This is a genomic window from Agathobacter sp., assembly GCF_977054825.1.
Window position 1 is genome coordinate 51,199 of sequence record NZ_CDRTEH010000011.1, and the last position, 24,632, is coordinate 75,830.

General features: G+C 40.5%; 26 protein-coding genes. 1 reads left to right on the forward strand and 25 read right to left on the reverse strand.

What is annotated here, in order from left to right; genetic code table 11:
* Positions 1-82: 82 nt before the first annotated feature.
* Entirely contained in the window at positions 83-916 is an 834-nt protein-coding gene (locus ACW6PM_RS09655; protein WP_456057023.1) for a Cof-type HAD-IIB family hydrolase, read from the forward strand.
* Between the two features lie 14 nt (positions 917-930).
* On the opposite strand, the gene urtE is transcribed toward ACW6PM_RS09655, so the two are convergent.
* From urtE to ACW6PM_RS09780, 25 genes are all read right to left on the reverse strand, one after another.
* Positions 931-1,623: an urea ABC transporter ATP-binding subunit UrtE gene (gene urtE / locus ACW6PM_RS09660; protein WP_443594353.1), complete on the reverse strand. Its 693-nt coding sequence runs from the start codon at positions 1,621-1,623 to the stop codon at positions 931-933.
* The gene (gene urtD, locus ACW6PM_RS09665; RefSeq protein ID WP_456057024.1) at positions 1,616-2,395 is read right to left on the reverse strand and encodes an urea ABC transporter ATP-binding protein UrtD; all 780 of its coding nucleotides are present in this window, start codon (positions 2,393-2,395) and stop codon (positions 1,616-1,618) included. The genes urtE and urtD overlap by 8 nt, the downstream gene beginning before the upstream one ends.
* A 2-nt stretch (positions 2,396-2,397) precedes the next feature.
* Positions 2,398-3,477: an urea ABC transporter permease subunit UrtC gene (gene urtC / locus ACW6PM_RS09670; RefSeq protein ID WP_456057025.1), complete on the reverse strand. Its 1,080-nt coding sequence runs from the start codon at positions 3,475-3,477 to the stop codon at positions 2,398-2,400.
* Positions 3,478-3,493: 16 nt separating this feature from the next.
* A complete protein-coding gene (urtB, locus tag ACW6PM_RS09675) occupies positions 3,494-4,387 on the reverse strand; it encodes an urea ABC transporter permease subunit UrtB (RefSeq protein ID WP_456057026.1) in 894 nt (297 codons plus the stop codon).
* Positions 4,388-4,429: 42 nt separating this feature from the next.
* Positions 4,430-5,668: an urea ABC transporter substrate-binding protein gene (gene urtA, locus ACW6PM_RS09680; RefSeq protein WP_456057027.1), complete on the reverse strand. Its 1,239-nt coding sequence runs from the start codon at positions 5,666-5,668 to the stop codon at positions 4,430-4,432.
* A gap of 33 nt (positions 5,669-5,701) precedes the next feature.
* On the reverse strand, positions 5,702-6,349 hold the full coding sequence (locus tag ACW6PM_RS09685; RefSeq protein ID WP_456057028.1) for a cytidylate kinase-like family protein: 648 nt from the start codon (positions 6,347-6,349) through the stop codon (positions 5,702-5,704).
* 200 nt (positions 6,350-6,549) lie between these two features.
* Positions 6,550-7,290 (reverse strand): response regulator transcription factor, encoded by a 741-nt coding sequence (locus tag ACW6PM_RS09690; protein ID WP_456057029.1) that lies wholly within the window; start codon positions 7,288-7,290, stop codon positions 6,550-6,552.
* A 23-nt stretch (positions 7,291-7,313) separates the two neighbouring features.
* The gene (locus ACW6PM_RS09695) at positions 7,314-9,899 is read right to left on the reverse strand and encodes an ATP-binding protein (RefSeq protein WP_456057030.1); all 2,586 of its coding nucleotides are present in this window, start codon (positions 9,897-9,899) and stop codon (positions 7,314-7,316) included.
* Between the two features lie 141 nt (positions 9,900-10,040).
* The gene (locus ACW6PM_RS09700) at positions 10,041-10,496 is read right to left on the reverse strand and encodes a hypothetical protein (RefSeq protein ID WP_456057031.1); all 456 of its coding nucleotides are present in this window, start codon (positions 10,494-10,496) and stop codon (positions 10,041-10,043) included.
* 67 nt (positions 10,497-10,563) lie between these two features.
* The gene (locus tag ACW6PM_RS09705; RefSeq protein WP_456057032.1) at positions 10,564-13,704 is read right to left on the reverse strand and encodes an ATP-binding domain-containing protein; all 3,141 of its coding nucleotides are present in this window, start codon (positions 13,702-13,704) and stop codon (positions 10,564-10,566) included.
* A 26-nt stretch (positions 13,705-13,730) separates the two neighbouring features.
* Positions 13,731-14,375, reverse strand: a complete 645-nt coding sequence (locus tag ACW6PM_RS09710) for an HAD family hydrolase (protein WP_456057033.1) — start codon at positions 14,373-14,375, stop codon at positions 13,731-13,733.
* A gap of 29 nt (positions 14,376-14,404) precedes the next feature.
* On the reverse strand, positions 14,405-14,950 hold the full coding sequence (locus ACW6PM_RS09715) for a prolyl-tRNA synthetase associated domain-containing protein (RefSeq protein WP_330023342.1): 546 nt from the start codon (positions 14,948-14,950) through the stop codon (positions 14,405-14,407).
* A gap of 78 nt (positions 14,951-15,028) precedes the next feature.
* Positions 15,029-15,520 (reverse strand): low molecular weight protein-tyrosine-phosphatase, encoded by a 492-nt coding sequence (locus ACW6PM_RS09720; protein ID WP_456057034.1) that lies wholly within the window; start codon positions 15,518-15,520, stop codon positions 15,029-15,031.
* Between the two features lie 173 nt (positions 15,521-15,693).
* On the reverse strand, positions 15,694-17,487 hold the full coding sequence (locus tag ACW6PM_RS09725) for an AAA family ATPase (RefSeq protein ID WP_456057035.1): 1,794 nt from the start codon (positions 17,485-17,487) through the stop codon (positions 15,694-15,696).
* Positions 17,488-17,563: 76 nt separating this feature from the next.
* Positions 17,564-17,947, reverse strand: coding sequence for a VOC family protein (locus ACW6PM_RS09730; protein ID WP_456057036.1), 384 nt, complete (start codon positions 17,945-17,947; stop codon positions 17,564-17,566).
* A gap of 58 nt (positions 17,948-18,005) precedes the next feature.
* A complete protein-coding gene (locus tag ACW6PM_RS09735) occupies positions 18,006-18,437 on the reverse strand; it encodes a hypothetical protein (RefSeq protein ID WP_456057037.1) in 432 nt (143 codons plus the stop codon).
* 68 nt (positions 18,438-18,505) lie between these two features.
* The gene (locus tag ACW6PM_RS09740; RefSeq protein WP_456057038.1) at positions 18,506-18,970 is read right to left on the reverse strand and encodes a GNAT family N-acetyltransferase; all 465 of its coding nucleotides are present in this window, start codon (positions 18,968-18,970) and stop codon (positions 18,506-18,508) included.
* Between the two features lie 65 nt (positions 18,971-19,035).
* Entirely contained in the window at positions 19,036-19,542 is a 507-nt protein-coding gene (locus tag ACW6PM_RS09745) for a flavodoxin domain-containing protein (RefSeq protein WP_456057039.1), read from the reverse strand.
* Positions 19,543-19,604: 62 nt separating this feature from the next.
* Positions 19,605-19,787, reverse strand: coding sequence for a cysteine-rich KTR domain-containing protein (locus tag ACW6PM_RS09750; RefSeq protein ID WP_456057040.1), 183 nt, complete (start codon positions 19,785-19,787; stop codon positions 19,605-19,607).
* Entirely contained in the window at positions 19,765-20,397 is a 633-nt protein-coding gene (locus tag ACW6PM_RS09755; protein ID WP_456057041.1) for a TetR/AcrR family transcriptional regulator, read from the reverse strand. Before ACW6PM_RS09755 ends, ACW6PM_RS09750 begins: the two co-directional genes overlap by 23 nt.
* Positions 20,398-20,604: 207 nt before the next feature.
* Positions 20,605-21,246: a GNAT family N-acetyltransferase gene (locus ACW6PM_RS09760; RefSeq protein WP_456057042.1), complete on the reverse strand. Its 642-nt coding sequence runs from the start codon at positions 21,244-21,246 to the stop codon at positions 20,605-20,607.
* 92 nt (positions 21,247-21,338) lie between these two features.
* A complete protein-coding gene (locus ACW6PM_RS09765; protein WP_456057043.1) occupies positions 21,339-21,932 on the reverse strand; it encodes a TetR/AcrR family transcriptional regulator in 594 nt (197 codons plus the stop codon).
* 91 nt (positions 21,933-22,023) lie between these two features.
* Entirely contained in the window at positions 22,024-22,791 is a 768-nt protein-coding gene (locus ACW6PM_RS09770) for a zinc ribbon domain-containing protein (RefSeq protein ID WP_456057044.1), read from the reverse strand.
* Positions 22,792-22,965: 174 nt separating this feature from the next.
* Positions 22,966-23,082 (reverse strand): helix-turn-helix domain-containing protein, encoded by a 117-nt coding sequence (locus tag ACW6PM_RS09775; protein ID WP_456057045.1) that lies wholly within the window; start codon positions 23,080-23,082, stop codon positions 22,966-22,968.
* Between the two features lie 194 nt (positions 23,083-23,276).
* Entirely contained in the window at positions 23,277-24,272 is a 996-nt protein-coding gene (locus tag ACW6PM_RS09780) for a PDDEXK nuclease domain-containing protein (protein ID WP_456057046.1), read from the reverse strand.
* Between the last annotated feature and the right edge of the window lie 360 nt (positions 24,273-24,632).

A 24,632-nucleotide genomic window follows, 5' to 3' on the forward strand; every position in this document is an offset into this window, starting at 1 on the left:
CACTCTTGCCTTTATCAAAATCATATTGTAGAGTATATCTGGTATAAATAATTGACAGCTAATAATGAGGCAGGTAACACTTATGAAAAAACTTTTATTTTTTGATATAGACGGTACTCTTGTGGATTTTGGTGCAAGCACCATGAGTCCATCAACCACCGATGCTCTTGTGAGAGCAAAACAAAACGGGCATATGATTTTTCTTTGCACCGGACGAAGCTACAACCAGATTTATCCTTCACTGAAGACCTTTGACTTTGACGGTGTCGTTGCTGCTGCCGGCGGCTATGTCACTGTAGGTGATCATGTAATTGCCCATCATGTTTATGGTCAGAAGCTTTTACAGAGAGTTCTTGACACTGTTGGCAACAACAACACCGGGCTTATCTTCCAGACAAAGGATAAAAGCATCACAAACCACAAGTGGGCCGACAAATTCATCTCGGCATTCTCAAAGCAGTTTGACATGCATGTAATACAGGACAACCCTACATTTAAGGATATTGTGATCGATGATGCTCCTGTAGGATTTTCTGAACGCTATGCCGATGTGGAGAGTACCATATACTGCAATTGCGACTACCACATTGATGATTTAAGAAAGCTGCTCGGCGATGAATTTGTAGTAACTCTTAGCAGCTTTAAAGAGCCTGAACCATACAGCGGTGAGATTACTCTGCGCGGTGTCAACAAGGCAACCGGCATCCGCGATGTGGTGGAGGCTCTTCATATGAGTCAGGCTGATACCATTGGATTTGGCGATGGTCAGAACGATTTCGATATGCTGCGCTACTGCAATGTCGGCGTTGCCATGGGCAATTCCAGCAATGAAGTCAAGGCTGTGGCCGATGTAGTGACAGACGATATCAAAGAGGACGGACTTAAAAATGCCATGGAGCGCCTCGGTCTTATATAAGATATATAATATGTCTAGTCCGTCATCAGCTTCTGAACCTCGGCAGCATCCATATCCGCTGTCCTTCCATGTGTGACAATCTGTCCCTTTTCCATGACATACAGATAATCCGAGATTGAAAGGACAAAGTCAAGATACTGCTCTACTATAAACACGGTGATATCCATCTCCTTGTTTACCCTGCGGATGGCAGTTCCGATATCCTCTATAATGGATGGCTGGATGCCCTCTGTAGGCTCATCCAGTATAAGAATATTCGGGTTTGCAACAAGCGCTCTTGCAATGGCAAGCTGCTGCTGTTGTCCGCCCGACAGGTCTCCACCCTTTCTCTTTGCAAACTTTGGAAGAATCGGAAACAAATCATAAATATAATCCGGTACATTTCCTTTTCCACCGATCGCCTGAAGCCCAAGCTCAAGGTTCTCCTGCACTGTCATCTGCGGGAAAATATCTCTTCCCTGAGGCACATAGCCTATACCAAGCTTCACCCTGTCATAGGTTTTCATCTTTATGATATCCTTGCCGTTTAAAAGTATCTTACCATCCGGAGTCTTTACAAGTCCCATGATACTCTTTAATGTAGTGCTTTTTCCTACACCGTTTCTGCCGATCAGACAGGTAATTGTCCCTTTTTTCACATCAAGTGACAGATTGTCAATTACCTTGCTTTCTCCATAATATGAATCAAGATTTTCTACTTTAAGCATGCTTCTCACCACCTCTTCCAAGATAAACAGCCTGTACTGTCTCATCTGCGAGCACATCATGCACATTTCCCTCCATGAGCACCTTTCCCTCATGAAGCACTGTCACACAATCTGCAATCTGTTTTACAAAATCCATGTCGTGCTCTACAACAATTACCGTGCACTCCTTCTTAATCTCCTTAAGAAGCTCACCCGTCTTAAAGGTCTCAGGCTTTCCCATTCCTGCTGCCGGCTCATCAAGCATGATGATTTCAGGCTTTCTGACAAACTGCATAGCTATCTCAAGCCACTGCTTCTGTCCGTGTGCAAGTGAACCTGCCGCTTCGTGCTTTTTATCAAGAAGACCTACCTTGTTAAGTGTCTCATCTATGAGCTTTTTTTCTTCCGCGGATGTTCTGTGAAAAATTGACTGCCACACACCCTTATTTCCTTTGAGAGACAACTCCATGTTTTCAAAAACTGTCAGATTGACAAATACTGACGGCACCTGAAATTTTCTGACCACACCCTCGTTTACAATCCTGTACTCCTTCATTCCCGTCAGACGGATTTTTTCATCGTCCTTTGGATAGAAGGTCACATTGCCCTTCGTCGGCTTTGTTTTTGCACATACAATATCTAAAAGAGTCGTTTTTCCGGCACCGTTTGGTCCAATAAAGAAATGTATTGTATTTCTTTTCACATTCACATTTACCTCAGTGAGTGCCTGGAATCCGTCAAACACGACAGAAATATTTTTAATTTTTAATACAGTATTATTGTCTGTTCCCATATTCAGGCCTCCTTCTTAGCTTTCTTTCTGGCTATAAATGCCGGAATCTGATCCTTTACTATTCCAACAATGCCTCCCTTGAAAAAGAGAATTGTGATGACAAACAAAAGACCTATTATGTACTGCCAGCTCTCCGCCATTTCTCCTGAGCTTAGATTGTACTCACACAGATTGATAAGGAAAGCACCGATGACTGCACCGATTAAGGTTCCTCTTCCACCGATAGCTACCCAGATAACCATTGTGATGGAATATGTGATAGACATCTGTGTAGGTGTGATTGAACCGTTAAAATTCACAAACAAGGCTCCTGCGATTGCTGCAAATATTGCAGATACCACATAGATAAAGGTTTTGAATCTGCTCACACAGTAGCCTGAAAAATATGTACGGTTTTCGCCATCCCTGATTGCAATTAAAAGCTTTCCAAGCTTTGTATGGACAAGTACATATGAAAGGGCATATATCACAATCAGAAATACAAGTGCTACATAAAACAATGTGATCAGATTGCCCTCATTTCTCGGTCCTCGCAGGCTTCCAAGAATAGACTGTATCTGGCTGATTCCCACATTACCGTTTGTGTAAGGTGAAAGTGCTATAAAAATAGAGTACGCAGCCCATGTGAGTGCCTGTGAGATAATTGAAAAATAAACACCCTTTACCCTGTTTTTAAAAATGAAGTATCCGATTAGTCCCGATACGGCAAGCGGTACAATAATTATCATGATAAAGGTTCCCGGAAGTGAAAGAAACGGTCTCCATATAAGAGGCAGCTTTTTTAATCCTCCAACCTGCATGAAGTCTGTTATATTGCCATTGGTCTGTACCAGCTTTAAGTACATGCCCATGCCGTATGCTCCGAGGCAGAAGTACAGTCCATGTCCCAGACTAAGTATTCCTGTATATCCCCAGATTAAATCAAGTCCGATAGCTACTATTGCAAATGCTATACATTTTCCAAGAAAAAGCACTGTAGTACTCTTCACAAGGTCATTCATCAAAAGGAGTGGCATCACTGCCAGTGCGATGACAATTAATGTAAAGCAAATATTATATCCGTTTTTCTTTAATACTTTCATCTGCCTATCCTCCTGTTTATTCGTCGAGCGCTCTGCTTCTTACTGTGAAAAGTCCCTGTGGCTTCTTCTGCAAAAATACTATGATTATCAAAAGTACAATGGCTTTTGCAATAGATGATGATGTGATTGTCTCAAAGCCGATGCTTGAAAATCCTATGATTGAAGATCCAAGTACTGTTCCTAAAAGCTTTCCTACACCACCGAGTACAACTGCCATAAATGTGTTTACGATATAGTTTTGTCCTACCGTTGAATCAATTGAACCAAGCAGTGCGATTGAACAGCCTGCAATTCCTGCAAGTCCTGAGCCTATAGAAAATGTAATATTGTCAATTTTTCTTGAATTGATACCCATACACTGCGCCATTGCCCTGTTTTGCATTACAGCTCTCATCTGCCTGCCGTAGTTGGTGTGATACATGAGTGCCCAGACCCCCAACAGACAAACTGCTACGAGAACTATAATAAAAAGTCTGGTCATCGAAAGTGATGCTCCACCGATCTTGATACTGCCTGAAAGCACACTCGGAGTCTTTACGAGCACTCCCTGCGTACCAAAGATTGTTCTTGCTGCCTGCTGCAGTATAAGGCTTATGCCCCAGGTGGCAAGCAGACTGTCAATCTCACGGCCATACAGCCTTGAGACCACGAAGGTCTCAAGAAGTGAGCCGATTATAAATGTTACCGCAAATGCTATTATGATTGAAACAAAATAACCAATATCAGCACCGCTGTTTGTAAATATTGGGGAAACGAGCCTCTGAACCACATATGCCGTATATGCTCCTATCATCATGAACTCTCCGTGCGCCATATTGATGACACGCATGAGTCCAAATGTAATTGCCAGTCCAAGAGACGCTAATAATATAATTGAAGATAAGCTCAGTCCGTTAAATATGAGATTCATAGAGCTCCTCCTTTCTTAGTATCACCGCTTATAAAGCTGCTTTTATTCGAGTGGCTGTACGCCTGCCTTTACTGCCCAGTCATATGTCTTTAAGTATGGGTCAGGATTAACAGGCTCATCTGTAGCTGAAACCTCGTAGATTAATCCATCCTCTTTCACCTGACCGATTCTTACAGGCTTTGAAAGATGCTGGTTCTCACCATCGACTGTGATAGTTCCCTCTGGTGCATCAATGCTTAATCCATCGAGTGCTTTTCTTACTTTATCAGTGTCAAAGCTGTTTGCCTTCTCGCAGGCTGCCTTCCACATATAGACTGCATCATAAGCTGCCTCTGCCGGGTCACTTGTCACTCTGTCCTCACCATACTTTTCCTTGTATGCTTTTACGAACTCTTTGTTTTTCTGTGTATCTGTAGTCTGATAATAGTTCCATGATACAAGATTTCCCTTTAAAATATCCGCACCGATTGTCTTTACCTCCTCCTCGGCGATGGAGAATGACATTGACATGATATCATCTGAGGTAATATTTTTATCAGCCATCTGCTTGAAGAATGAAACATTTCCTGTTCCGTTTAAAGTGTTGATGATGACATCCGGCTGTGCTGACTGAATCTTTGAGATAATTGAAGAGAACTCTGTCTGATCCATTGCCGCATACTCTTCACCTACCACCTCAGCGCCATCTGCTGCCTCGATCTGTGCATTGATAATCATATTTGCTGTTCTTGGGAATACATAGTCAGAGCCGATTAGGAAAAATTTCTTGTAGCCCTGATCCAAAAGGTACTCGATAGCAGGTACAATCTGCTGGTTTGGAGCTGCTCCCATATATACGATATTCTCTGATGACTCCATGCCCTCGTACTGTACCGGGTACCACAGTAAGCTGTCATAGTCCTCAAAAATCTGTTTTACCGCTTTTCTTGATGAAGATGTCCAGCATCCAAATACTGTCGCTACCTCATCCTCTCCGAGAAGCTTCTCTGCCTTTGTGGCAAAGGTTGATGGCTCTGATGCACCATCCTCCTCGATATATTTGATTTTCTTTCCAAGTACTCCACCGTCCTTGTTGATTTCATCGATTGCAAGTACCTCTGCGTCTCTTACCGAGCCCTCACTGATTGCCATAGAGCCGGTCAGCGAATGTAAAAGACCAACTGTTACAGTATCTCCATCTGCTGACTCAGTTCCTGAGCCTCCCTTGCCACATCCGGCAAGTCCAAGTACCATTGCTGCCACTGCTGCGAGTGATATCACTCTTGTCCATTTCTTTGTCATATGCGTTCCTCTCTTTCTCATCCTGTCTTCATCCTATATCTGATCAACTGTCTTTCTTGCAAGCTTTATATCCTTATAATGGATAATGAGCTCGGCACAGTCATCATAGCCTATTCTCTCGCTGTTTAGCGTCATATCGTATGCCACCGGATCCGTCCAGCTGGCTCCGCCTGTGTAATAGCTGTAATAATCTGATCTGTACTTATCTGTCTGGTAAATCATCTGGTCTGCTTCCTGAGCCGTCACATCAAGCCTGTCCATGATTGTCGCCCTGCAGGCACGCCTCGGTGCTTCCACATACACGCTCACCACATTGTCATAATCCTTCAAAATGTAGTTGGCACATTTTCCAACGATGATACATGACTCTGTCTTCGCCAGCTCCCTTATCATCTGTGACTGGATATTGAACAGATTCACATCTGAAACAAAATCCCTCTGGCTTGGCTCAGCAAGCTTATTTATCTTTGGGAATTTCTTTAAAGCCATGGCAATTTTCTTGCCGTTTAGCTTTTCATCGGCTTTCACGAAAAGTGATTTGTTGATGCCGCTGTAGTCGGAAGCCATCTGAAGTATCTGCTTCTCATAGCACGGTATACCAAGTTTCTTTGAAAGCCTAAGTCCTATCTGTTTTCCACCACTTCCAAAGCCTCTGGCAATGGTGATAACATAATTGTCCATCCTTGTTTCCTCCCTTCCTTGTCATGCGGATATCATGGTTTCCATAAAACAAAAGGAGCCTCATTCCTCTTGGAAATCAGCTCCTTCGCCATCACATCTGCTTTGTTTTGTTGCAGTTATGATAGCACATGTTTTGTCAGGTAAACAACCTGACTATTCCGTCTTTATTACCCAATAAAAACGACATTTGATTTAATTTTCTAAAGTTTTTTGCGGTATTCTGCAGGTGTCGTACCTGTATATTCTTTAAAAAGTTTTGTAAAGTAGTCTGTTGTCTTGTAGCCAAGCTGCTCACTCACCTCATAGATTCTGTCATCTGTGTGCGACAGCAGATATTTGCCGTACTCCATCTTGTATTTCAAGACAAACTGATAAAAGCTTTCGTTCATCTGACGCTTGAAGAGCCTGCCAAAGTAATCCTTGCTCAGCATAAATTCATCGGAAATATCCTTTAAATTTATGTCGTCGTGTGTATCAAAATACGCTATCACCTTCTGCGTAAAACCGGTTGAAATATCAGCCCCACATTCAGCAAATATGCGTTCTGTAATACCTGACTCTTCCTTCTCCTTAAGCTCTTGTCTTACATTTATAAGGCAGTCCCTAAGCTCATCCACAGCGATTGGCTTAAGCAGATAATCCTGTGCACCAAGCTTCATTCCCTGCCTTACGTAGTCAAATTCATTGTAGTTGCTTGCTATGATTTTGGGCTTTGTGATATTTTTCTCCTTCAGACTGCTCAAAAAATCAAGGCCATTCATGACCGGCATCATGACATCTACCAGATACATGTCATACTCATTCTTTTCCACAAGTATAAGCGCCTCTTTTCCATTTGCAGCCATATCAGCAATCTCAAAGCCCTCCTCCTCCCATACCTTCAGCTTACTGTAAAAAAGCCTGTTTGTTCTGTCATCCTCCACTATAAGTACCTTATACATATACTCTCACTCCATTCCCGAATTCAGTCTGCTTTCTGCTTTTCAACCTGCGCCACTGCTACCATGTCAGCATCATGTACATCACCTGTATACGATTTCATAAAACCAATTACTTCATCCAGCTTAATACACATGCTGTCTATATGCTCTGAATCTGTTTTCCCTTCCTGAACATCCTTAAGGCATATGGCTGCGGCTTTTGCAAGCTTTTTGCACATCAGATTGCCACTCACACCTTTAAGTCTGTGTATTTCCTGCTCAAGCATTTTCAGATCCTGATCTGTAATCACAGCTTTTTTTGCAATGGAATTTATCTTATCCGAAAAAGCCTCGTTATCCTCTACAAATATGTCAAAAAGCTCTTTTACTGCACCACTGTCACCATAAAACTGATTCTCAAGCTGTGATATTTCAATAGCTTCATTTTCTTCTAAGGCAGCTTTGCTATGCGTTTTAATCAGATATTCATTAATCTTAGGCCTGTTGTCAAAGCTATCCGTGTATTTTTCCAGTTTTTCATTGAGCTCATCAACAGGAATAGGCTTTGGCAGATAGTCATCCATACCTGACTCCTTCACCTTTTGTGCCACTTCATCTCCAATATTTGCTGACAGCGCAATCAATACTGTCTTATCAAACTGTGGGTTCTTTCGTATCAGCTTAGCAAGCTCATACCCGCTTAGTACAGGCATTGATATATCCAGAAAAACTATATCAAAATGCTCTCTCTTCATCTTATCAATCACCTTTGCCGGATCTGACTCAACCTGCGCATTATAGCCAAACTTGTGCAAAAGCTCAGCCTCTAAAATCAGATTTATTTTATTGTCGTCAACTATAAGTATTGAAACCTTTTTCTTCCTTCTGTGCTGTGTATTTCCTGTATGTCTAACCTTTGATTCCCTTCGTCCATACCCAAACTCCATATCAAAATAAAACCTGCTGCCCTTGCCATACTCGCTCTCAAGGAGCAGGCTGTAGCGTCCATGGCTCATCTCCTCGACAATCCTTCTGCATATAGGAAGCCCAAGACCTGTACCGCCATATTTCCTTGTAATACTCTCATCAGCCTGCGTAAACGCCTTGAAAATACTTTGCTGCTTATCCTTTTTCACTCCGATTCCGGTGTCCTCCACAGCAAATTCAAGCACACATCTGCTCTTTGAAAAATCAAGTCCCTTTATCACCAGACGTACACTTCCCTCCTTTGTAAACTTGAAGCTGTTGTACAAAAGATTTGTGAGCACCTGTTTTAATCTTAAAGGATCTCCGTACAGATAATCCGGCACTCTCTCATCCACTATTATGTCAAAATCCAGCTTTCTCTGTCCTGCTTCATTCTCAAGCATGCCCCTTAGGCTCTCTGTCATTCCCGGCAGATTAAAGTTTTTGTCCTCAAACCTCATTTTCCCGGATTCAAGCTTTGAATAATCCAGTATCTCATTAATTTCCTCAAGCAGTATATCCGTGGCCAGCTGCATATTATCCACATATCTGTGCTGCTCACCTGACAGCCTTGTATCACCGAGCAAATACAGATATCCGGATATGGCATTGAGCGGTGTACGAAGCTCATGTGACATCTGTGTCAGAAACTGGCTCTTTACATTGCTTGCTTCCTCCGCCTTCGCCTTTGCCTCCGTTAGCTCGTTTTCTATTCTCTCTGATTTTGCAAGCTCTGACAGCATATCCGACGAAAGTGCGTTGAACTCATTGGCAAACTGCTGCAGCTCCCATACTCCCTCCGGCTCCACAAACATCCTTCGCCTGCCATGCTGTCTTTCTATAAGCTTTTTATACTTCACCACCGGGTTTATGAACCATTTCTGAAAAATCAGCATGATGCTTATTAAAATGACAAGCTCTGCAATTCCCATGATCGTAAGCAGCATAAATGCCTTATCGGATTCCTTTTTTGCATTATCAACTGTACCATCAAGCCTTAAATTCATGGTATCCTGAAATTTTGCAATATTGCCGTCAATCAAATCCTTATATGCCATATATGAAGTGCCGTAGAGTATCTGAATGGATTTTTGAGCCTTTTGTTCTGTGGTATCACACAAAAAATCACGCTCAAGATTGTAATTTTTTACATAAGCTATGCTGTTATCCATTAGTTTTTTGCTCTTTTTATCATCATAGCTGTACATACCCCCACTTTCGTCAAGGGATGCTTCTCCACCGCTTTCCAGCTTTAAGCGCATCGAGCTTATCTCTATATGCATGAGCGTATCAGAAAAATACTTGGCCCTCTCAAGATATCTCTTTTCCTCACTTGGCAGATTCATCTTTTCCAGCTCATCTATCACCTTCTCACGATGCATCTCGTTTTTTACCTCATTCCAGTAATTCATGAAATGTGACATATCTCCTGTCACAGCATACATGCGCACCTCGTTTGACAGATAATCCGAGGTCTCCTTTAGCTGGTTTGCCATGGTCCGGTATTTCAGCTGGTTGTTGTATGCGCTCTGCAGATTGCTGCTACTCGCACGCGCCAGATTGTTGCCGCAGAAAACAAACACCATCTCTATAAACGCAAGTGTCAGTATTATCGCCATTATTGTCTTTGAGCTTCTAAATCTGTGAGTTTTATCTTTTGTCATATGATTCACCTGTTTATTTGTAAAAACGCAAAAATAGAGCAGTCTGCATCACCTTTGATGCTTCCTGCTCTATCAATATTTGCTATGATTATACTACAGCTATTCCCCTGAACATTCACAAAAATGCTCTTCCTGCATACTCTATGCCTCTATATTCATGAATCTGTCCCACTCGCACTCATCCTTTGACGCTGATACAAGCAAGGTGTATGAACGCTCATCGGTTCCATCGAATACGAAGGTATAGTTTTCATTCTCCTTCTCGATCAGATATGCATATCCGTCAAGGAAATTGTTGAAGGTTTCTGTGTAATCTGCCTCCTCGATTTCCTCATCAGCCGTCGTGCTCTTTAGATTGCCATCGGCATCATAGGTCTTAAAGCCCTCACGTATGAATGAAATAATATTTGCATCTGAAAGCTTTAATATAAGGCCGTTTGTCCTCATATCACGGATATCTCTGTTTTTTGAATTATCTGCCTTTATGATTACGTTGTCAAGGCAGATTTTGAAGGTGCCAAAGCTCATCATGATATCGCTCACATGCACATCCGAAAATTTGAAATGTGTAAACTCGTTTTCTGTCCTGAATTTCATCTGTTATCCTCCGTTTATACTCATGCCGATATTTTATCAGATAATTTTACTTTGGGCAACTTTCATTTTATAATGTGCCGTACAACTCAAGTGTATACCCCACACTGCCTCCGCATATAAAGTAATAGTCACTTTGAGTGTCACCGTCTGCATAGATATACTGTCCGTACATCTTTATATTGCAAAAGAGTGCTGTGCGGCTTGATGCCGGTGCGATTCCATAGCCCTTGTTTGACACGACAAGTGGCAGCCTCTGCTGTCTGCCTCCGAACGAAATATATCTGGCTTTGTTTGTCAAATCAGTAAGGTCTGTCGCAAGTATTCCCTTTGATTTGAGCTTTTCCGATTTGTCCCAGTCAAAAAATGTGTAGCACTCGCCATTATTTAAAAGCCTTGGCTCTGTGGCATTTTCACTTACAAGGAGATTTCTGTCGGCATCAAAATACTGTATGGCTCCGTTTTTCTTTTCTATCCTTAGTATCAGCTTCTCCGTTTGAATCTCAATCAGTGATTTGGATTCCTTTGCCACCCATTTGAAGGCTGTGTCGGCCTTTTGCTTCCAATAGGTTTTATGCGGCTTCACTCCGATTCCTTTTACAAAGATTACGCGTACTATCTCCGGTGTGATTGGTATCACATAAAGTGTACCGTCCGCTGTTGCGATTTCAACATGTGATTTACCTTTTTTGAGCCATTTTACTGCAAACTTGCCCTTTGAATGTCCCTTTACATGAAGTATATCGTTGTCCGGGATTGAGCCGTATGCGTATGGGGAGGGATTGAGAGGGCGGCTGCTCTTGTTTGCAGCCTTGCTTACTTCCTTAATCTTAATTTTATTTGCCATATCTGTAGCAGTACATTGTGTTTGATTTTCCCTGTCTTTTTTCACAAATGCAGATAAATCAAGCTTCTCATTTTCAGCCTTATTTGTCAACTGCTCCGGCTTTAATGCAATGCGCGATGGACCAAAATACTCTCTTTCATCCATATCGCATCTGCCATCCACACGCTTTTGCTCTTCTAGCTCTTTTTCTGTCAGCTGCTGCTTTTCATATTCCTTTGCCTTAGTGAGCGGCTCTGCAGAAAACTCCTTCTGATGCCTGCATGAAGGAGCGGGGTTTGCAATAAGCGGTGTCAGCCTGCCCCGGTGGAATACCGAAAGCTCATGAAGTGCACGGGTAGCCGCAACGTACAAAAGCTTCACATGACTGTCATCAGCCGGATATTTTCTCTCTGATGGGTCAAACAGCAATACAGCATCAAACTCAAGTCCCTTTGTGTATGCAACCGGAAGCACCATAACTCCCGCACCAAACTGTGCCGTTTCAATATCATCATCTGCTATCTCTATGTGTTTTTTAAGCTCAGCAGACACCTTGAGAGCCTCTGCCTCATCACGGCACACAACAGCTATCGTCTCATAGCCTTCACTCTGCCAGCCCTTTATCGTGTCAGCCGATGCCGAAATCAGTGAGCGCACATTGGCATACTCCTCAATGCGCACTGCGTTTCCATGCCTTATAATAGGCTCCACCGGATAAATTGCAAAATCTCCGTGACGCAGTATCTCTGTTGCAAATTCCGAAATCTCAACAGTGTTTCTGTAGCTCTTTCGAAGCAGCCCGAAGGCATCATATGTGCCTGTGAGTATCAGCTTTTTCAAGTCCTCCCAGTCATTTAAGCCATACTCAAAATGGATATTCTGCGAGGTATCACCCATGATAGTGTATGTACAGTTTCTGAGGCAGTAATGCAGACAGCAGTATGCCATCATGCCAAAATCCTGTGCCTCATCAATAACCACATGGCTCGCCTCACGAACCGGATCCGTCTCCTTGATGCGCTTATAAATATACGCAAGCGCTGCCAGATCATACACATCAAATGAGTCCTCGGGAATGTCTATATCATATCCCTTTTCCTTCTGTCCAAGCAGAAAATCCCTGTAAAAATCATACACCGAGCCCTTCCAGTCATCCTTACCGAAATAGGTTTTGTATTTTTTATCAAGCTCCTTGCGCTCCCTTGCCGGGAACTTCACTTCCTTACCGAGAACCTCATTTTCATACTTGGAGTAAATTATCTCATTTAACATGAGGATTTTACTCTGCATGGAAAGAAGCGGATTATCATGCAGATAAGTGTCTATCAGCACCCTTCCCACAAGCAGATTGCCTGTTTTTTCCATGTAGACCTCATCTCTTGGAATACATTTTTCCTCGTAATCCCAACAGAATCTTTCAAGAGCCTCAAACCATTCTTTACTGCCCTTTATGCTGTTTCTACTGTCATTTTTGCTGACTGCATGCATGCTGTACTTTTTGTCATCCCAATCCTCGTACAAAAGTCTTGTAAAAAGCTGCTCCATAGTCATCTGCTTTATACCGTACACATCAAGCTCCGGAAGCACGCTTGTAATATAGTTCAGCAAAATGTGATTGCTGCCTATAATGTAGAAATCCTCAGGTCTGAAATCATCAGCATAATTATATAAAATGTACGATATCCTGTGCATCGCAACCGTTGTCTTTCCTGAGCCTGCAACTCCCTGCACTATGATATTCGTCTTTGGTGAACGGCGGATAATAAGGTTTTGCTCCTTTTGGATCGTCGCGATAATCTCTCCGAGCACTGCCTTTTTATTTTTGGCCAGATACTTTGTCAGAAGCTCATCATTTGCCACGACATCTGAATCAAAAAAGTCGATGAGCTTATCATCTGCAATCTCATAGGTGCGCTTTCTGTTTAAATCAATCTCAAAAGTGCCCTCTGAGCTCACCGTGTACTTACATGGTCCAAGACTGCTCTCATAATATACGGATGCAATCGGTGCTCTCCAGTCAATGACCACAGGCTCTGACGCATTCTTTGCAATACCGACTCTGCCTATATAATAGGACTCCTGTGACTTCTGATGCGGATCCTTAAAATCTATTCTGCCAAAGTACGGCTTTTTCCGCGCCTTTTCACATCTGACAATGTTTCTCTCGTTCTCATGAAGCTGCGCTGTCGCATTGTTCCACAGGGCAAGTCCCTCCTTGTCCTGTGCCTCGTAGACATCTCTTAAATCCTCTAAATCATCTGTCAGCTTTTTTACCGATTCCTTTGCACGATCCAGATTATCCTGTGCAATCCCTATGATATTTTGAAGCTGTCTCTGCTCGTCCTTTAATGAAATTCCCGGTAAATCATTTTCTGTGCCCATCATGCCTCCCCGACTTATATATGCTGTGATTATACTATGCTTTTAATCTCATCTATCCTGTCAACACAGGCAAAAAGCATCTTTTTCAGTTCCTCATCAGGCTGTGTCAAATCAGGCACCATGACAACCTTACAGCCTGCAGAGTATGCACTTTTGACTCCATTTGGCGAATCCTCTACCGCCATGCACTCACCAGGTGCAAGCTCAAGCTCACTGCACGTAAACTCATACACATCAGGTGCCGGCTTTCCATGCTCCACCATAGGTGCACAGATAATCTTGTCAAAATATCCGTAGAGCCCTATCTTTTTTAAATATTTCTCGGCTCTTTCTATATCATTCGCTGTGGAAATCGCTCTGTGAATGCCTTTTTCCTTCAGATATGTAAGTATCTCGATTGCACCGGGCTTAAGCTCAATCCCCACCTTTTCCAGATGCTCCTCCATGATTTTGCGACGGTAAGTCCTGATTTTATCATAATCCATATCCGGATCATGAAACATATCCTTAAGATGCTGCGGTGCATACGGCTGCCCGAGGCTTCGCATTGAAAGCGCCTGCTCATCTGTCATCTCGTAGCCGAAGTGCTTAAGTGCCATCGGCCAGAAAATACGATAATATTTCTCCGTATCTATGAGTGTTCCGTCCATATCAAATATTACTGCTTTTACCATTGGTTCTCCTTACGTTCTGTCTGGCTTTACTACGCTTCACCTGTTAATTTCACCACGGTCATATCATGGTGCATGGCCTTTATCACCGTGCCAAACATGTCCTTTGTCTTTATCCTGAGGCTCGAGGTATTTATGCATGGATGACATCCAACCCACTCACCTTTTAGCACATCCTCATCCACCAAAAGTCTGACCGCATTGTCATGGTCGTTCATCAGTCCCATCACACTGACTGAGCCGGGTGTGATATCCAGATATTTTTCCATATCCTCAGGGCTTGCAAATGAAAGCCTTGCACTGCCTATCTGGTGCGAAAGCTCTTTTGTCTTAAAGGTCTTGTCTCCCGGTATCATGAGCAGATAAAAATCAGTTTTCTGGCGGTTGCACAGAAAAAGATTCTTGCAGATTGTTGCGCCGAGTGTCTTGTCAATCTCCTCACAAACCTCCATCGTAAATGCTGCCTCGTGATCTATTCTCTGATATTCTATTCCCAGCTTGTCTAAAAAATCGTATGTACGGATTTCTTTATCCAGTCTGCCTGTGGTATCTGTCGGTCTTCCATTCTGTAATTGCATTTGTGCCTCCTGAAATTAGTTATCGTAGCTGTGTTCAGCACCGTAACCGCTGCTATTATTCTCTTTTAACTGCTATAGCTATAGATTATACACCTCTTTGATGTATTCTAACAAGCCCCGGCATCCACTCATGACATCATCAAAGGTCGCATCAAAATCACCTGTATACCATGGATCTGCTACATCGCGCGCTGCTGTGAGCTTATGATTTGTCCCGTAATCAGCAAATGACAGCATCTTAAATATCTTCTGTTGACTGTCACTGCCACCTGCAATCCTTGTCATATTCCTGATATTTGCAGTGTCCATTCCAATCAGAAAATCATAGTACAAATAATCATCGCGTGTCATCTGTCTAGCGCGGTGTGGAATAAGAGGAATATGCTCCTCGTATAGTTTGTTTTTGGTGCCGTAATGCGGCGGATTGCCTATTTCCTCACGGCTGGTCGCGGCTGAGTCTATCTCGAAAACGGTGTCGAGATGCTGCCTGTTGACCAGGTGGGTGAAGATGCTTTGGGCCATGGTGCTGCGGCAGATGTTGCCTAGACAGATGAAAAGTACTTTTATCATTGTTGCATAACCTCGCATTTCTTAGTTTTTCTTGATATTTCGGGCTTTGTAAGCCTTTGTGAATTTTTGCTTTCTGACATAACCTGGTGTATTATCGCAGAATATCGTCAGCAAAAGGTGTAAAATAAGGTGTATGTTTTTATATTTTACAACTTGCTATTTTAAACATCACTTTACAACTTCTTCAAATACTCTTCCACATTCAGATAAGCCACATCTTCCGATGTCTCTAATCCTGCCTGCACAAGTGATGTGGTAGCACCACGATAAATTACATATTTTCCGGTAATTGTACCGTATCTAAATTCAGTATCCTTACACTTTTGTTCATCTAACAAATGCTTGCACTGCTGTAAAACAACTTCTTTACTATGTTTAATTTCATAGATTTCACATGTTCCTTCATCCTGATTAAACACCACCATATCGAATTCCCCAATTGCAAACTGCAAGCGGAACACTTCACAATTCTTTTTAGAAAGCTTCGTTTCCAAAAGAACAATATCCTCCATCATTCTGCCTTTTATTTCATCTATTATTCTTTCAGTTACTCTCTTTCGCTCTTCAAAGGATAAACCTCTGAACATATCATCCTGCATAAGCGATTTGACTAACGCCTCTGCTTGTGAATAACGCATACCTGGCTGTGAAAATGCCGTCCTTGATTCTCTTCGATTATAATCAGACATCCATCTGCTTTCTATTTCCACAGTTAAGTCAAGCAAGTCTAAATACTCTTTTATCTCGTAACGATGTGCATCTTGAATTTCAACCTTTTGTTCTTCCTTATCCTTGATTTCCAACAAAGATTTCAGCATTTCATTCACTTTAAGAATATCAATACGATCAAGAATATCCGTCGGTTCTTCCCTATCCTTTCGTAAATTACTTGCTGAAATTCTCAAATCATTTGATTTAAAATCTCTGGTCAATACCTCCATCGTGAATCGATGATTCATATCCTCCACAATTCTGTTAATTGCGTTTGTCAATTCATTTTTCTCATATAAATCCCGTAAAGAACGGAAATGATCTTCGTACTTATAATTCTTCAAAGAATGCTGAATATTTCGTGCAATAGCACTGTCAATATACTCATCCGTGCTTTTCTTAGTAGCAAAAATCATAGCATTATCATTATACTGCTTTCCGCCAAGGCTCATTGTTCCGCCATATCGGATAAAATCATCAATACCTACAATTCCCAGCACTCTTTCAAACTCGCGATATGGAATAAATGTTGTATGACACATAATGCATCGATCATATAGCTCCTCATCCTCTGTAAACATAAAACCTAAGGAATCTGTACCGGAAAGTACAATCTTCATGCCACTTGCTGCAAACACATCAGAAAACAATGCAGCACCTTCGATAAAATCATTCAGCAGTGTAACCTCATCGATAAACACATACTGATATCCTTTTTTTTCCAGAACCTTTAAATCCTGATTCACGTCATCCAAGGTCTTACTATCCTGTATTTGAATGAACACTGCTTTACTTCTCATTGATGCATCCATTTCAGATATCAACTGACGAATCAGTGTTGTTTTACCTGTTCTCCTAAGACCATACAGAATATACACTCTATCTTGTATATCTCCATACACGTAATCATGAAGCTGCTGATAACATTCACGTTTCACCCACTTTGTCACTGGTTTTACAAAACGCTCCAGTTCCTCACCAATTCTTACCGTGCATCGAAACAAAGAAGCTGGCTTTTCTTCATTTACTTCCTGATTATCTATGTCTTTTATTAAATGTTGAAGTTCTTTTCTTCTCTCAATTTGTCTGGAAAGTTGTTCTAACTCTTCATCTTTTGTCCTTCTGGTACGTTGCTTTCCATCCTCGCGCCATTGGTAATAAGCATACTCTTTTCCATTTATCTTTTTATAAGTAATACCGCCTGTTGGTAGTGTTTCAATCTCGGCTATAATCTTGCTATATTCTTCGTTGGTCATAATCCCCCCTCCTTACACATCTATTTTAACTTTTTTAACTTTGTATGTAAAGTTAAAAGTTAAAATTATTTTCCTATTATACTGTAATCTCAATTTGATTATCCTCAACCGCAACAATGCAGCTTTCGTAATATCCATCACCCGTAGTCCGAGGACCACTAATAACCTCATAACCATCCGCTTTTAGTTCTGCTGTCAATGCATCCACTTTTTCCTTACTTCCCACGCTAAAAGCTATATGTGAATATCCAGTACGAGCTGGTTTCTTCGGTAAATCAGCCATTTCCGGTATATTCATTATTTCAATACGTGCACCATCCTCAAATGTGAGAAAATAAGAACAAAAGCCTGTTTTCTGATTATGATATCCATCATTTGATCTTGCTCTGAAATATTTCATAAAGAATTTTTTTGTCTTTTCCAGATCATTTACATAAAGTGCAACATGTTCAATTCTCATGATTATTCCTCCACTTCTGTATTGATAAGCTGTTTAATAATCTGTCTTTTCTCTTCTATTATTTTACAGCTTTATTCCATTCCACTCCCGCTTCATCAGTCCATGTATCTTTTCCATCATAAATATAAACAGCATTTATTCGATCCATATAGCGACCATCTGCCAGTAAATAGACCGTAGTCTCATCGCCCCTTTGATTAACCAGTTCTTCGACATCCGGCCAATTATCCTTATTCTCGAATATTTCAGTTGATGAACTTGAATCATCCATTGACGGTTCTTCCGGGAGTTGTACTACCTCTTGTTCCTTCGTCTCTGTTTGTTCTATATTATTGTCTTCTGCTGTTGCCGGCTCACTATTATCTTCGCTCGTAACTACCTGCTCTGTACTGTTTCCGGTATTAGTCATAGTTCCGGTTTTCTGCTGCCCGCATGCGCACAATGAACATACCATAATTACATAAATCATCAAAAATAACTTATTCTTCATATTTTTTTCTCCCTCCATCTAATTTACATTACTTTTTGCCATATCGTGCACAAAGGAATATATGTTTATCACCTGCCTTCATATACAAATCTTGGTCCCTCTTCTCCCACCTTTCCATTACTTACAAATCCTGACCTAAAAAGGACTTTCTGTGAGTCTATATTTTCCGCATCGGTTTCTGCCTCCACCTGCTTTACACCGTCCTGTGACAATGCCCATTCTGTGATTGCTATTACTGCCTCTGTCATGTATCCGTGATGCCGGTACTCTTCTTTCAGACCATATCCAATTTCAACCACTCCATCATCACCAAGTCCCTTAAAGCAAAAATCACCCGCTATAATTTCTGGATCATCTTTCAATTCCATATTCCAGATGGCATACCATATTCTCTTATCAGGGTTAGAAAGACTCCCTTCAAGCATCTCCGTGTAAGCCTGTTTCATCTCAGGATCAGACTCTTTTTCAATAACCAACCGCATTTCTTCATCACTTAAAGGATAAAGATACATTCTTTCAGTCTCTACTCTCATGAAAACACTCCTAAAACATCTGTATAATTCTTGCAATCTCCATAACTACAATCTTTAGCATCACTCTAATACACACTTTTATACCACTCAGTAACTGTCTTCAAATTCTGCAAAGCTACTCGTTTTCCGCCATTTACGATCATATCTAACATATCATCCTCTTCGGGCGTACGGTCGGTTTTATTTGCCAATCCCTTTCCGGCAGTTTTAACCATGACATTCATCATGAAACGATATACTCCATGAAGCTTCTTCACATCAAAGTTCCCCTGTAACGTAAATAAAGGGATCCTCTGCGGAATAGCATTTTTATCCCTGACCTCTTTTAGCTGTGTGCCTGTCTGTCCCATGCCGACACCACAGACTGCACGCACTTTATACAATTTTGCTGCCTCTTTATATCCTTTGATTCCTCCTGCCATAATCCAGCCGAGATAAATGATTTCACTGCCGGCAGGCACCTTGTTTTTTGCCTGCTGTAAACTATGTACCGGAAGATTCAATTCCTTTCCCAGTAATTGTGCATACTCCGCTGTGCTTCCGGTATTTGATGTATATATGATTGCTTTCATTCTTCTGACCTCCATAATATAAATGACGCAGTGCAAAAAACATTTCGTTTCTGCTCTGCGTCTTAGCGTCTGGCAATAGATTCATAATCTACTATATGATCCTTTACATTTATAATAAAATTTTCTTTACATTTTGGACAAAACAACGGAAAATGTTTTAATTCCGTATCATCCAGTATCTGTGTCCGTGTCTTTGCACCGCATACCGGACATAGTATCCATTTATCCGTTACTACTGCTTTCATCTGACCTGTCACCTCCTGATAAATCCCATAAAGTGCTATCCTTCACACCTAAGCCTTTTAAATATGTCATACCTGTATTATGAAGCATATGATACATATTTTCTTTCGTATCCTTGACGATTCCTGATGCAATAAGGGTTCCTATCCCCTGTGTATACACCATCATTGTCATCGCAAAATCCATTACCTGTTTTGGTGTAATCCCAAGCAGTTCTGCCATCTCCTGATACATATTAGCGGCCTCCTGATTATTCGTCTGTAACTCGAAGCCTGTACTTAGCAGCTGGCTTCGCTCTCCCGTATAAAGGAAACGAAACAGATTAGGATTTTCTAATGCTAAGTCAATGGTTCCTTTTCCTTTCTGTTCGAATGTTGCAAGTTCGTTTTCATTCCGACTGTAATACTTATCCTCCACATACTGCTCCGCAAAAGGAATCAATTCCTCACGCAATCCATCCATTCCACCAAACTGCCATGAAATCGGTGCTGTAGAGCATCCCAGTTCCCCGGCTACAGCTTTTATGTTAAGAGCGGCATATCCATTTTTTGAAACAAGCTCCAGTGCAGCCTGCAGCATATCTTCTTTTTTTATTTTTGGACTACTTGGCATATAAAATCTCCAATACTATAAATTAGTTTATTGTAAACCTATTTATAGTATATCACTTTATACATACATGTCAATGACAAGTATATATTTTTTCACTTTCTAAAACTTCATCCGATACAGTTCTATGCCAAGCACTGCATTATACCCTGTCGCAGCAAACACACTGAATCTTTCAACTATCCCGAAATAATCTAATTCAAGTACAGGTTATAATAACTGTCCCGGCAGTTTCTTTTTCTCTTTATATGGAAACTGCTTATCAAACTCTTCTGCCTCCTGCTCATCTACAAGATAGCCTTCCGGTGTTGCATACTCTCCGGTAATTCCATCAAGATAACCAGGTACAAGCTCTTTACACAAAAAGAATGATGCATCTTCTCCTTCCGGCAATCCATGATATCGAATGCCATACTCGCTTGCCGGTTTAAATCCACTCTTACCGTAAAAATCAATATTTCCTTCAAAGCATAGTGCTCCACAGCCAAGCTCTGCTGCTTTCTCCAATGAATAATCAAGCAGGATTTTTCCATATCCCTTCCGTTTATATTCATTCTTGATACAGATTGGTCCCATCGTCATAATTGGAATATATCTTCCATCATCCGCTTTAATACTCGTTCTCATAAACATATTCTGACCGATCAGCTTACCCTCTTCATCATTTTCTTTAAAAAGCATCACAAAATCCAGTTCCGGAACAAATGCCGGATCATTTCTGAGCTGATGCAATACATAATGCTCAAGGCATCCCGGACGATACAAATTCCAAAAACTTTCTCTTACCAGATTTTCTACTTTCTGTTGTTCTTCCTTTTTCTCTAAACGAATCATAATATTATTTTTTCCCATTTCTTTTATGTCCTCTCTAAAAAATAAAACCGATAATCCTGATTTTCAGTATCAGAATTAACGGCTCTGCGTCTTAAGCGTCTGACTCTTATTTACTGTTGCATTTCTTCTACAATTTTGTCCAGCATCTGTTCAAACTGACATTTCACTTTCGCCTTATCTGCTGCTCCATCATACATGCTATAATAAAAAAACATATTTGCATAAAATTTAATTGCATTCTCTTCTGGATTTCTTATTTCCATATTTTTGAACAGATCCTTCACGTATTCTGCCGGTCCGGATACCAGATATTGCTGATATAAATTCTGCATCTCCTCACTGCGAAACTGCTCTATTGTCAGCATCTTCCGAAACGATGATGCAAAATCATCCTCTGTCCAGTATTCAAACATGGACTTGCTGTATTCCACAAAATCATCAAATGCTACTGTCTCATACTTTTCAGGCATTTTTTCTTTTTCCTCTTGTGGCATATCATATTCTGTTGCCTGTTCGCCATCCTGCTGCTCCATGCGCCGCACAATACAGTCAAAAATATCTCTTTTGCTTTTGTAATGGCGGTACAATGCCCCTTTTGTCATATTAAGTTCTCCTGCTATCTGACTGACGGAGACAGCCTCGTAGCCATCTCTGGCAAACAGATGCAGTGCCACAATTAATATTTCCTCTTTCCTATTACCCATGCACATTTCCTCCAAAGCGAATAAACGACCGTTTACATATTTATAATAGTAAACGGTCGTTTATTTGTCAAGGCTTTTCTTTTTGTTTATATTATCTCTTTTTGTAAATCAACAGCTCTGGATTCTCACCATCCTTCTCATATGTACATACCAGAATAAAATCCATACTTGCCAGAATACCGAAGCACCTGTCTCCTCCAAATTCAGACTCCAGTTGATTCCCCAGATAGGTTTTATGATCATCAAGGAATTTCACTTTTTGTCCATTAGGCAGAGTATATTCCAGATTCACATATTTCCCCACAAGTGCATTTAGTTTGTCTACCCTTGGAAGTCCGTCTATATGCAGATCATTTATTTCGTTTATCAATTGCTTTTTAAACTCTTCAAACTGCCCATTGTCACTAAGTTCATCATATCTTTTCCAGTAATCTAATTTTGGAAGCATTTCTTTCAAATAAGATTGTGCCTGTTCTTCGGTAAAGCTTTCATTTACCATATTCTTTAAACACACATCAATCAATTCATCCATATCATTATATGTGTATGTTCCATCTGCATAGCACCATTTACAATACTCCTCATTTAATGTGCCATCCTTATCACGTCCCAATATGGAATCATCATCAATAGGCATCCCGCAGCACTGACATATCAGCTTTCTGGGTTCTCCCAAAAGCGTATTGATTGAGACATCAAATTCTTTTGATAAAAGCCGTAGTGTATCAGTATTCGGAACGGTATCTCCATTTTCCCAGCGCGATACTGCCTGCCTTGTAACCATGATTTTATCTGCAAGCTCGTCCTGTGACATTCCTCTTTCCGTACGAAGCTTCAAAATAATATTTTTTGTTTCCATCGTCGTCACCTCCATAACCATATCATACAGATAAATTCATGTTCTGAAAAGCAACCTGCTGTTGCCATACCATGTCTATATGATTTGATCAGCACTCTTTGATTATGACTTTCTTACACCAGGTTCTTGTCTTACAGTGAGGACATTTTAAGTATCTTGTGCTTAATAAATGCATTACCATTTCGATATTGTTTTATCACTGATTCCCAACAATTCAGATAATTGTTTCTGTGTATACCCTTTTGCCTTTCTTTCATCAGAAATAAACTTTCCAATTTTCACCTGATCCATTGTTTTCCTCCTTTCTGCCCCAAGTGTAGTATAAAAAACAGACACTTCACACCCACGTAGCGTAGAGAATGGTGAATATATGCGGATTCTACGCTTCGTAGACTATAAAATATCTACTGATTTCCTGTTTAATCTATAGCATCATAACTTTACAACTTTTTTCATAAAAAAGAAATCGTACAGGGCTTTCAGATTTATAATGAATTTGAAACAAATAATTGGTTATCCATTCCAGATAATGCATATTCTACCATCTGCGAGCCTTTGTCTGTACAAAGTAGTATTCCTACTGGCGGATTATCTCCTTCTGTCATCTCATTTTTCTTATAATAACCTACATAAGCGTTAAGCTGTCCCAAATCCTCATGTTTGAACTCATCATTCTTAAGTTCAATAATAACATTGCAATGTAGAAGACGGTTATAAAAAACAAGGTCAATAAAATAATATTTATCATCTATTATAATTCTCCTTTGTCTTGCCTCAAAACAGAATCCCTCTCCAAGTTCTAACATAAATTCCTGCAAATGATCCATAAGAGCCTGTTCTAAATCAGATTCTGACACAGCATCCCTTGCATCAAGTCCCAAAAATTCAAATGTAAATGGATCTTTTATTGATAGCATTGTTCCATTTGCATTATCAACAGATTTTTTTAATAAAAGCTCTGGTTTTTTACTTATGCCAGCTCTTACATAAAGGTTAGTTTTTATCTGTCTGCGGAGTTCTCTTACATTCCAGTTGCATTTCATACACTCTGTTTCGTAAAAAAATCGTTCAAACGCATCATTTAAAACCATAATTTCTCGAATATGCGAAAAAGACAAGTTATTAACTAAAACATCTGGATCTGTGACAAATTCGTTCGACACTGTCGAACTTTTTCCAAAATCTGGTAATTTAAATTCGCTCGACACTGTCGAACCAATTTGAGGATATACTTTATAAAACTGTCTACAAGCCTTAAAAAGCGTATAATTCATTCCTTTTTGATCAATTTGTTTTTCCAGATTTTTCAAAAGATGAGAACCATATTCTGCTCTGTCACTGCCATCTTGTTCATATTCTACTATATAATAACCAATCGCCCAATTGCGCAATGTCATAAGCTGATTTACAGCACTTTTTGCTGCTGAACTTGCTTTATCATTTATTTGCTTAATACTATCTGCAAGCAGTTCAAATTCCATTGCATTACCCATATCTTAGTCAAAAAAGTTTAGGCTCAACTTTTTTAACAAATATACTATGATCATAGTATATCGATATTGATTTAGGTTTGGTAGGTACCTTCGTTTGAGCGTTTACCTTTATCTACGCAGACACCATAAATTCTTTTCATACGAAAGCTCATAGAAGATACACCCACAAAATGTGCTGTTTTTGTAAAGTAAGACATTATAACAGTCTTGCTATTACTTTTGTAGGTACCTTCGTTTCATCGTTTACTTTTTATTGGCTAAAATATTGAATTTTCAAGGTTCAGCACACTTTTCAGTATGGGAAGTTTGAGATAGTAATATTTAGATGTTTTTAGTTCTTGTTTTTTA

Coding starts and splice junctions, on each gene's coding strand:
- ACW6PM_RS09655 (WP_456057023.1), top strand. CDS start 83: ATGAAAAAACTTTTATTTTTTGATATAGACGGTACTCTTGTGGATTTT.
- urtE (WP_443594353.1), bottom strand. CDS start 1,623: ATGCTTAAAGTAGAAAATCTTGATTCATATTATGGAGAAAGCAAGGTA.
- urtD (WP_456057024.1), bottom strand. CDS start 2,395: ATGGGAACAGACAATAATACTGTATTAAAAATTAAAAATATTTCTGTC.
- urtC (WP_456057025.1), bottom strand. CDS start 3,477: ATGAAAGTATTAAAGAAAAACGGATATAATATTTGCTTTACATTAATT.
- urtB (WP_456057026.1), bottom strand. CDS start 4,387: ATGAATCTCATATTTAACGGACTGAGCTTATCTTCAATTATATTATTA.
- urtA (WP_456057027.1), bottom strand. CDS start 5,668: ATGACAAAGAAATGGACAAGAGTGATATCACTCGCAGCAGTGGCAGCA.
- ACW6PM_RS09685 (WP_456057028.1), bottom strand. CDS start 6,349: ATGGACAATTATGTTATCACCATTGCCAGAGGCTTTGGAAGTGGTGGA.
- ACW6PM_RS09690 (WP_456057029.1), bottom strand. CDS start 7,290: ATGTATAAGGTACTTATAGTGGAGGATGACAGAACAAACAGGCTTTTT.
- ACW6PM_RS09695 (WP_456057030.1), bottom strand. CDS start 9,899: ATGACAAAAGATAAAACTCACAGATTTAGAAGCTCAAAGACAATAATG.
- ACW6PM_RS09700 (WP_456057031.1), bottom strand. CDS start 10,496: ATGAAATTCAGGACAGAAAACGAGTTTACACATTTCAAATTTTCGGAT.
- ACW6PM_RS09705 (WP_456057032.1), bottom strand. CDS start 13,704: ATGATGGGCACAGAAAATGATTTACCGGGAATTTCATTAAAGGACGAG.
- ACW6PM_RS09710 (WP_456057033.1), bottom strand. CDS start 14,375: ATGGTAAAAGCAGTAATATTTGATATGGACGGAACACTCATAGATACG.
- ACW6PM_RS09715 (WP_330023342.1), bottom strand. CDS start 14,950: ATGCAATTACAGAATGGAAGACCGACAGATACCACAGGCAGACTGGAT.
- ACW6PM_RS09720 (WP_456057034.1), bottom strand. CDS start 15,520: ATGATAAAAGTACTTTTCATCTGTCTAGGCAACATCTGCCGCAGCACC.
- ACW6PM_RS09725 (WP_456057035.1), bottom strand. CDS start 17,487: ATGACCAACGAAGAATATAGCAAGATTATAGCCGAGATTGAAACACTA.
- ACW6PM_RS09730 (WP_456057036.1), bottom strand. CDS start 17,947: ATGAGAATTGAACATGTTGCACTTTATGTAAATGATCTGGAAAAGACA.
- ACW6PM_RS09735 (WP_456057037.1), bottom strand. CDS start 18,437: ATGAAGAATAAGTTATTTTTGATGATTTATGTAATTATGGTATGTTCA.
- ACW6PM_RS09740 (WP_456057038.1), bottom strand. CDS start 18,970: ATGAGAGTAGAGACTGAAAGAATGTATCTTTATCCTTTAAGTGATGAA.
- ACW6PM_RS09745 (WP_456057039.1), bottom strand. CDS start 19,542: ATGAAAGCAATCATATATACATCAAATACCGGAAGCACAGCGGAGTAT.
- ACW6PM_RS09750 (WP_456057040.1), bottom strand. CDS start 19,787: ATGAAAGCAGTAGTAACGGATAAATGGATACTATGTCCGGTATGCGGT.
- ACW6PM_RS09755 (WP_456057041.1), bottom strand. CDS start 20,397: ATGCCAAGTAGTCCAAAAATAAAAAAAGAAGATATGCTGCAGGCTGCA.
- ACW6PM_RS09760 (WP_456057042.1), bottom strand. CDS start 21,246: ATGGGAAAAAATAATATTATGATTCGTTTAGAGAAAAAGGAAGAACAA.
- ACW6PM_RS09765 (WP_456057043.1), bottom strand. CDS start 21,932: ATGGGTAATAGGAAAGAGGAAATATTAATTGTGGCACTGCATCTGTTT.
- ACW6PM_RS09770 (WP_456057044.1), bottom strand. CDS start 22,791: ATGGAAACAAAAAATATTATTTTGAAGCTTCGTACGGAAAGAGGAATG.
- ACW6PM_RS09775 (WP_456057045.1), bottom strand. CDS start 23,082: ATGGATCAGGTGAAAATTGGAAAGTTTATTTCTGATGAAAGAAAGGCA.
- ACW6PM_RS09780 (WP_456057046.1), bottom strand. CDS start 24,272: ATGGAATTTGAACTGCTTGCAGATAGTATTAAGCAAATAAATGATAAA.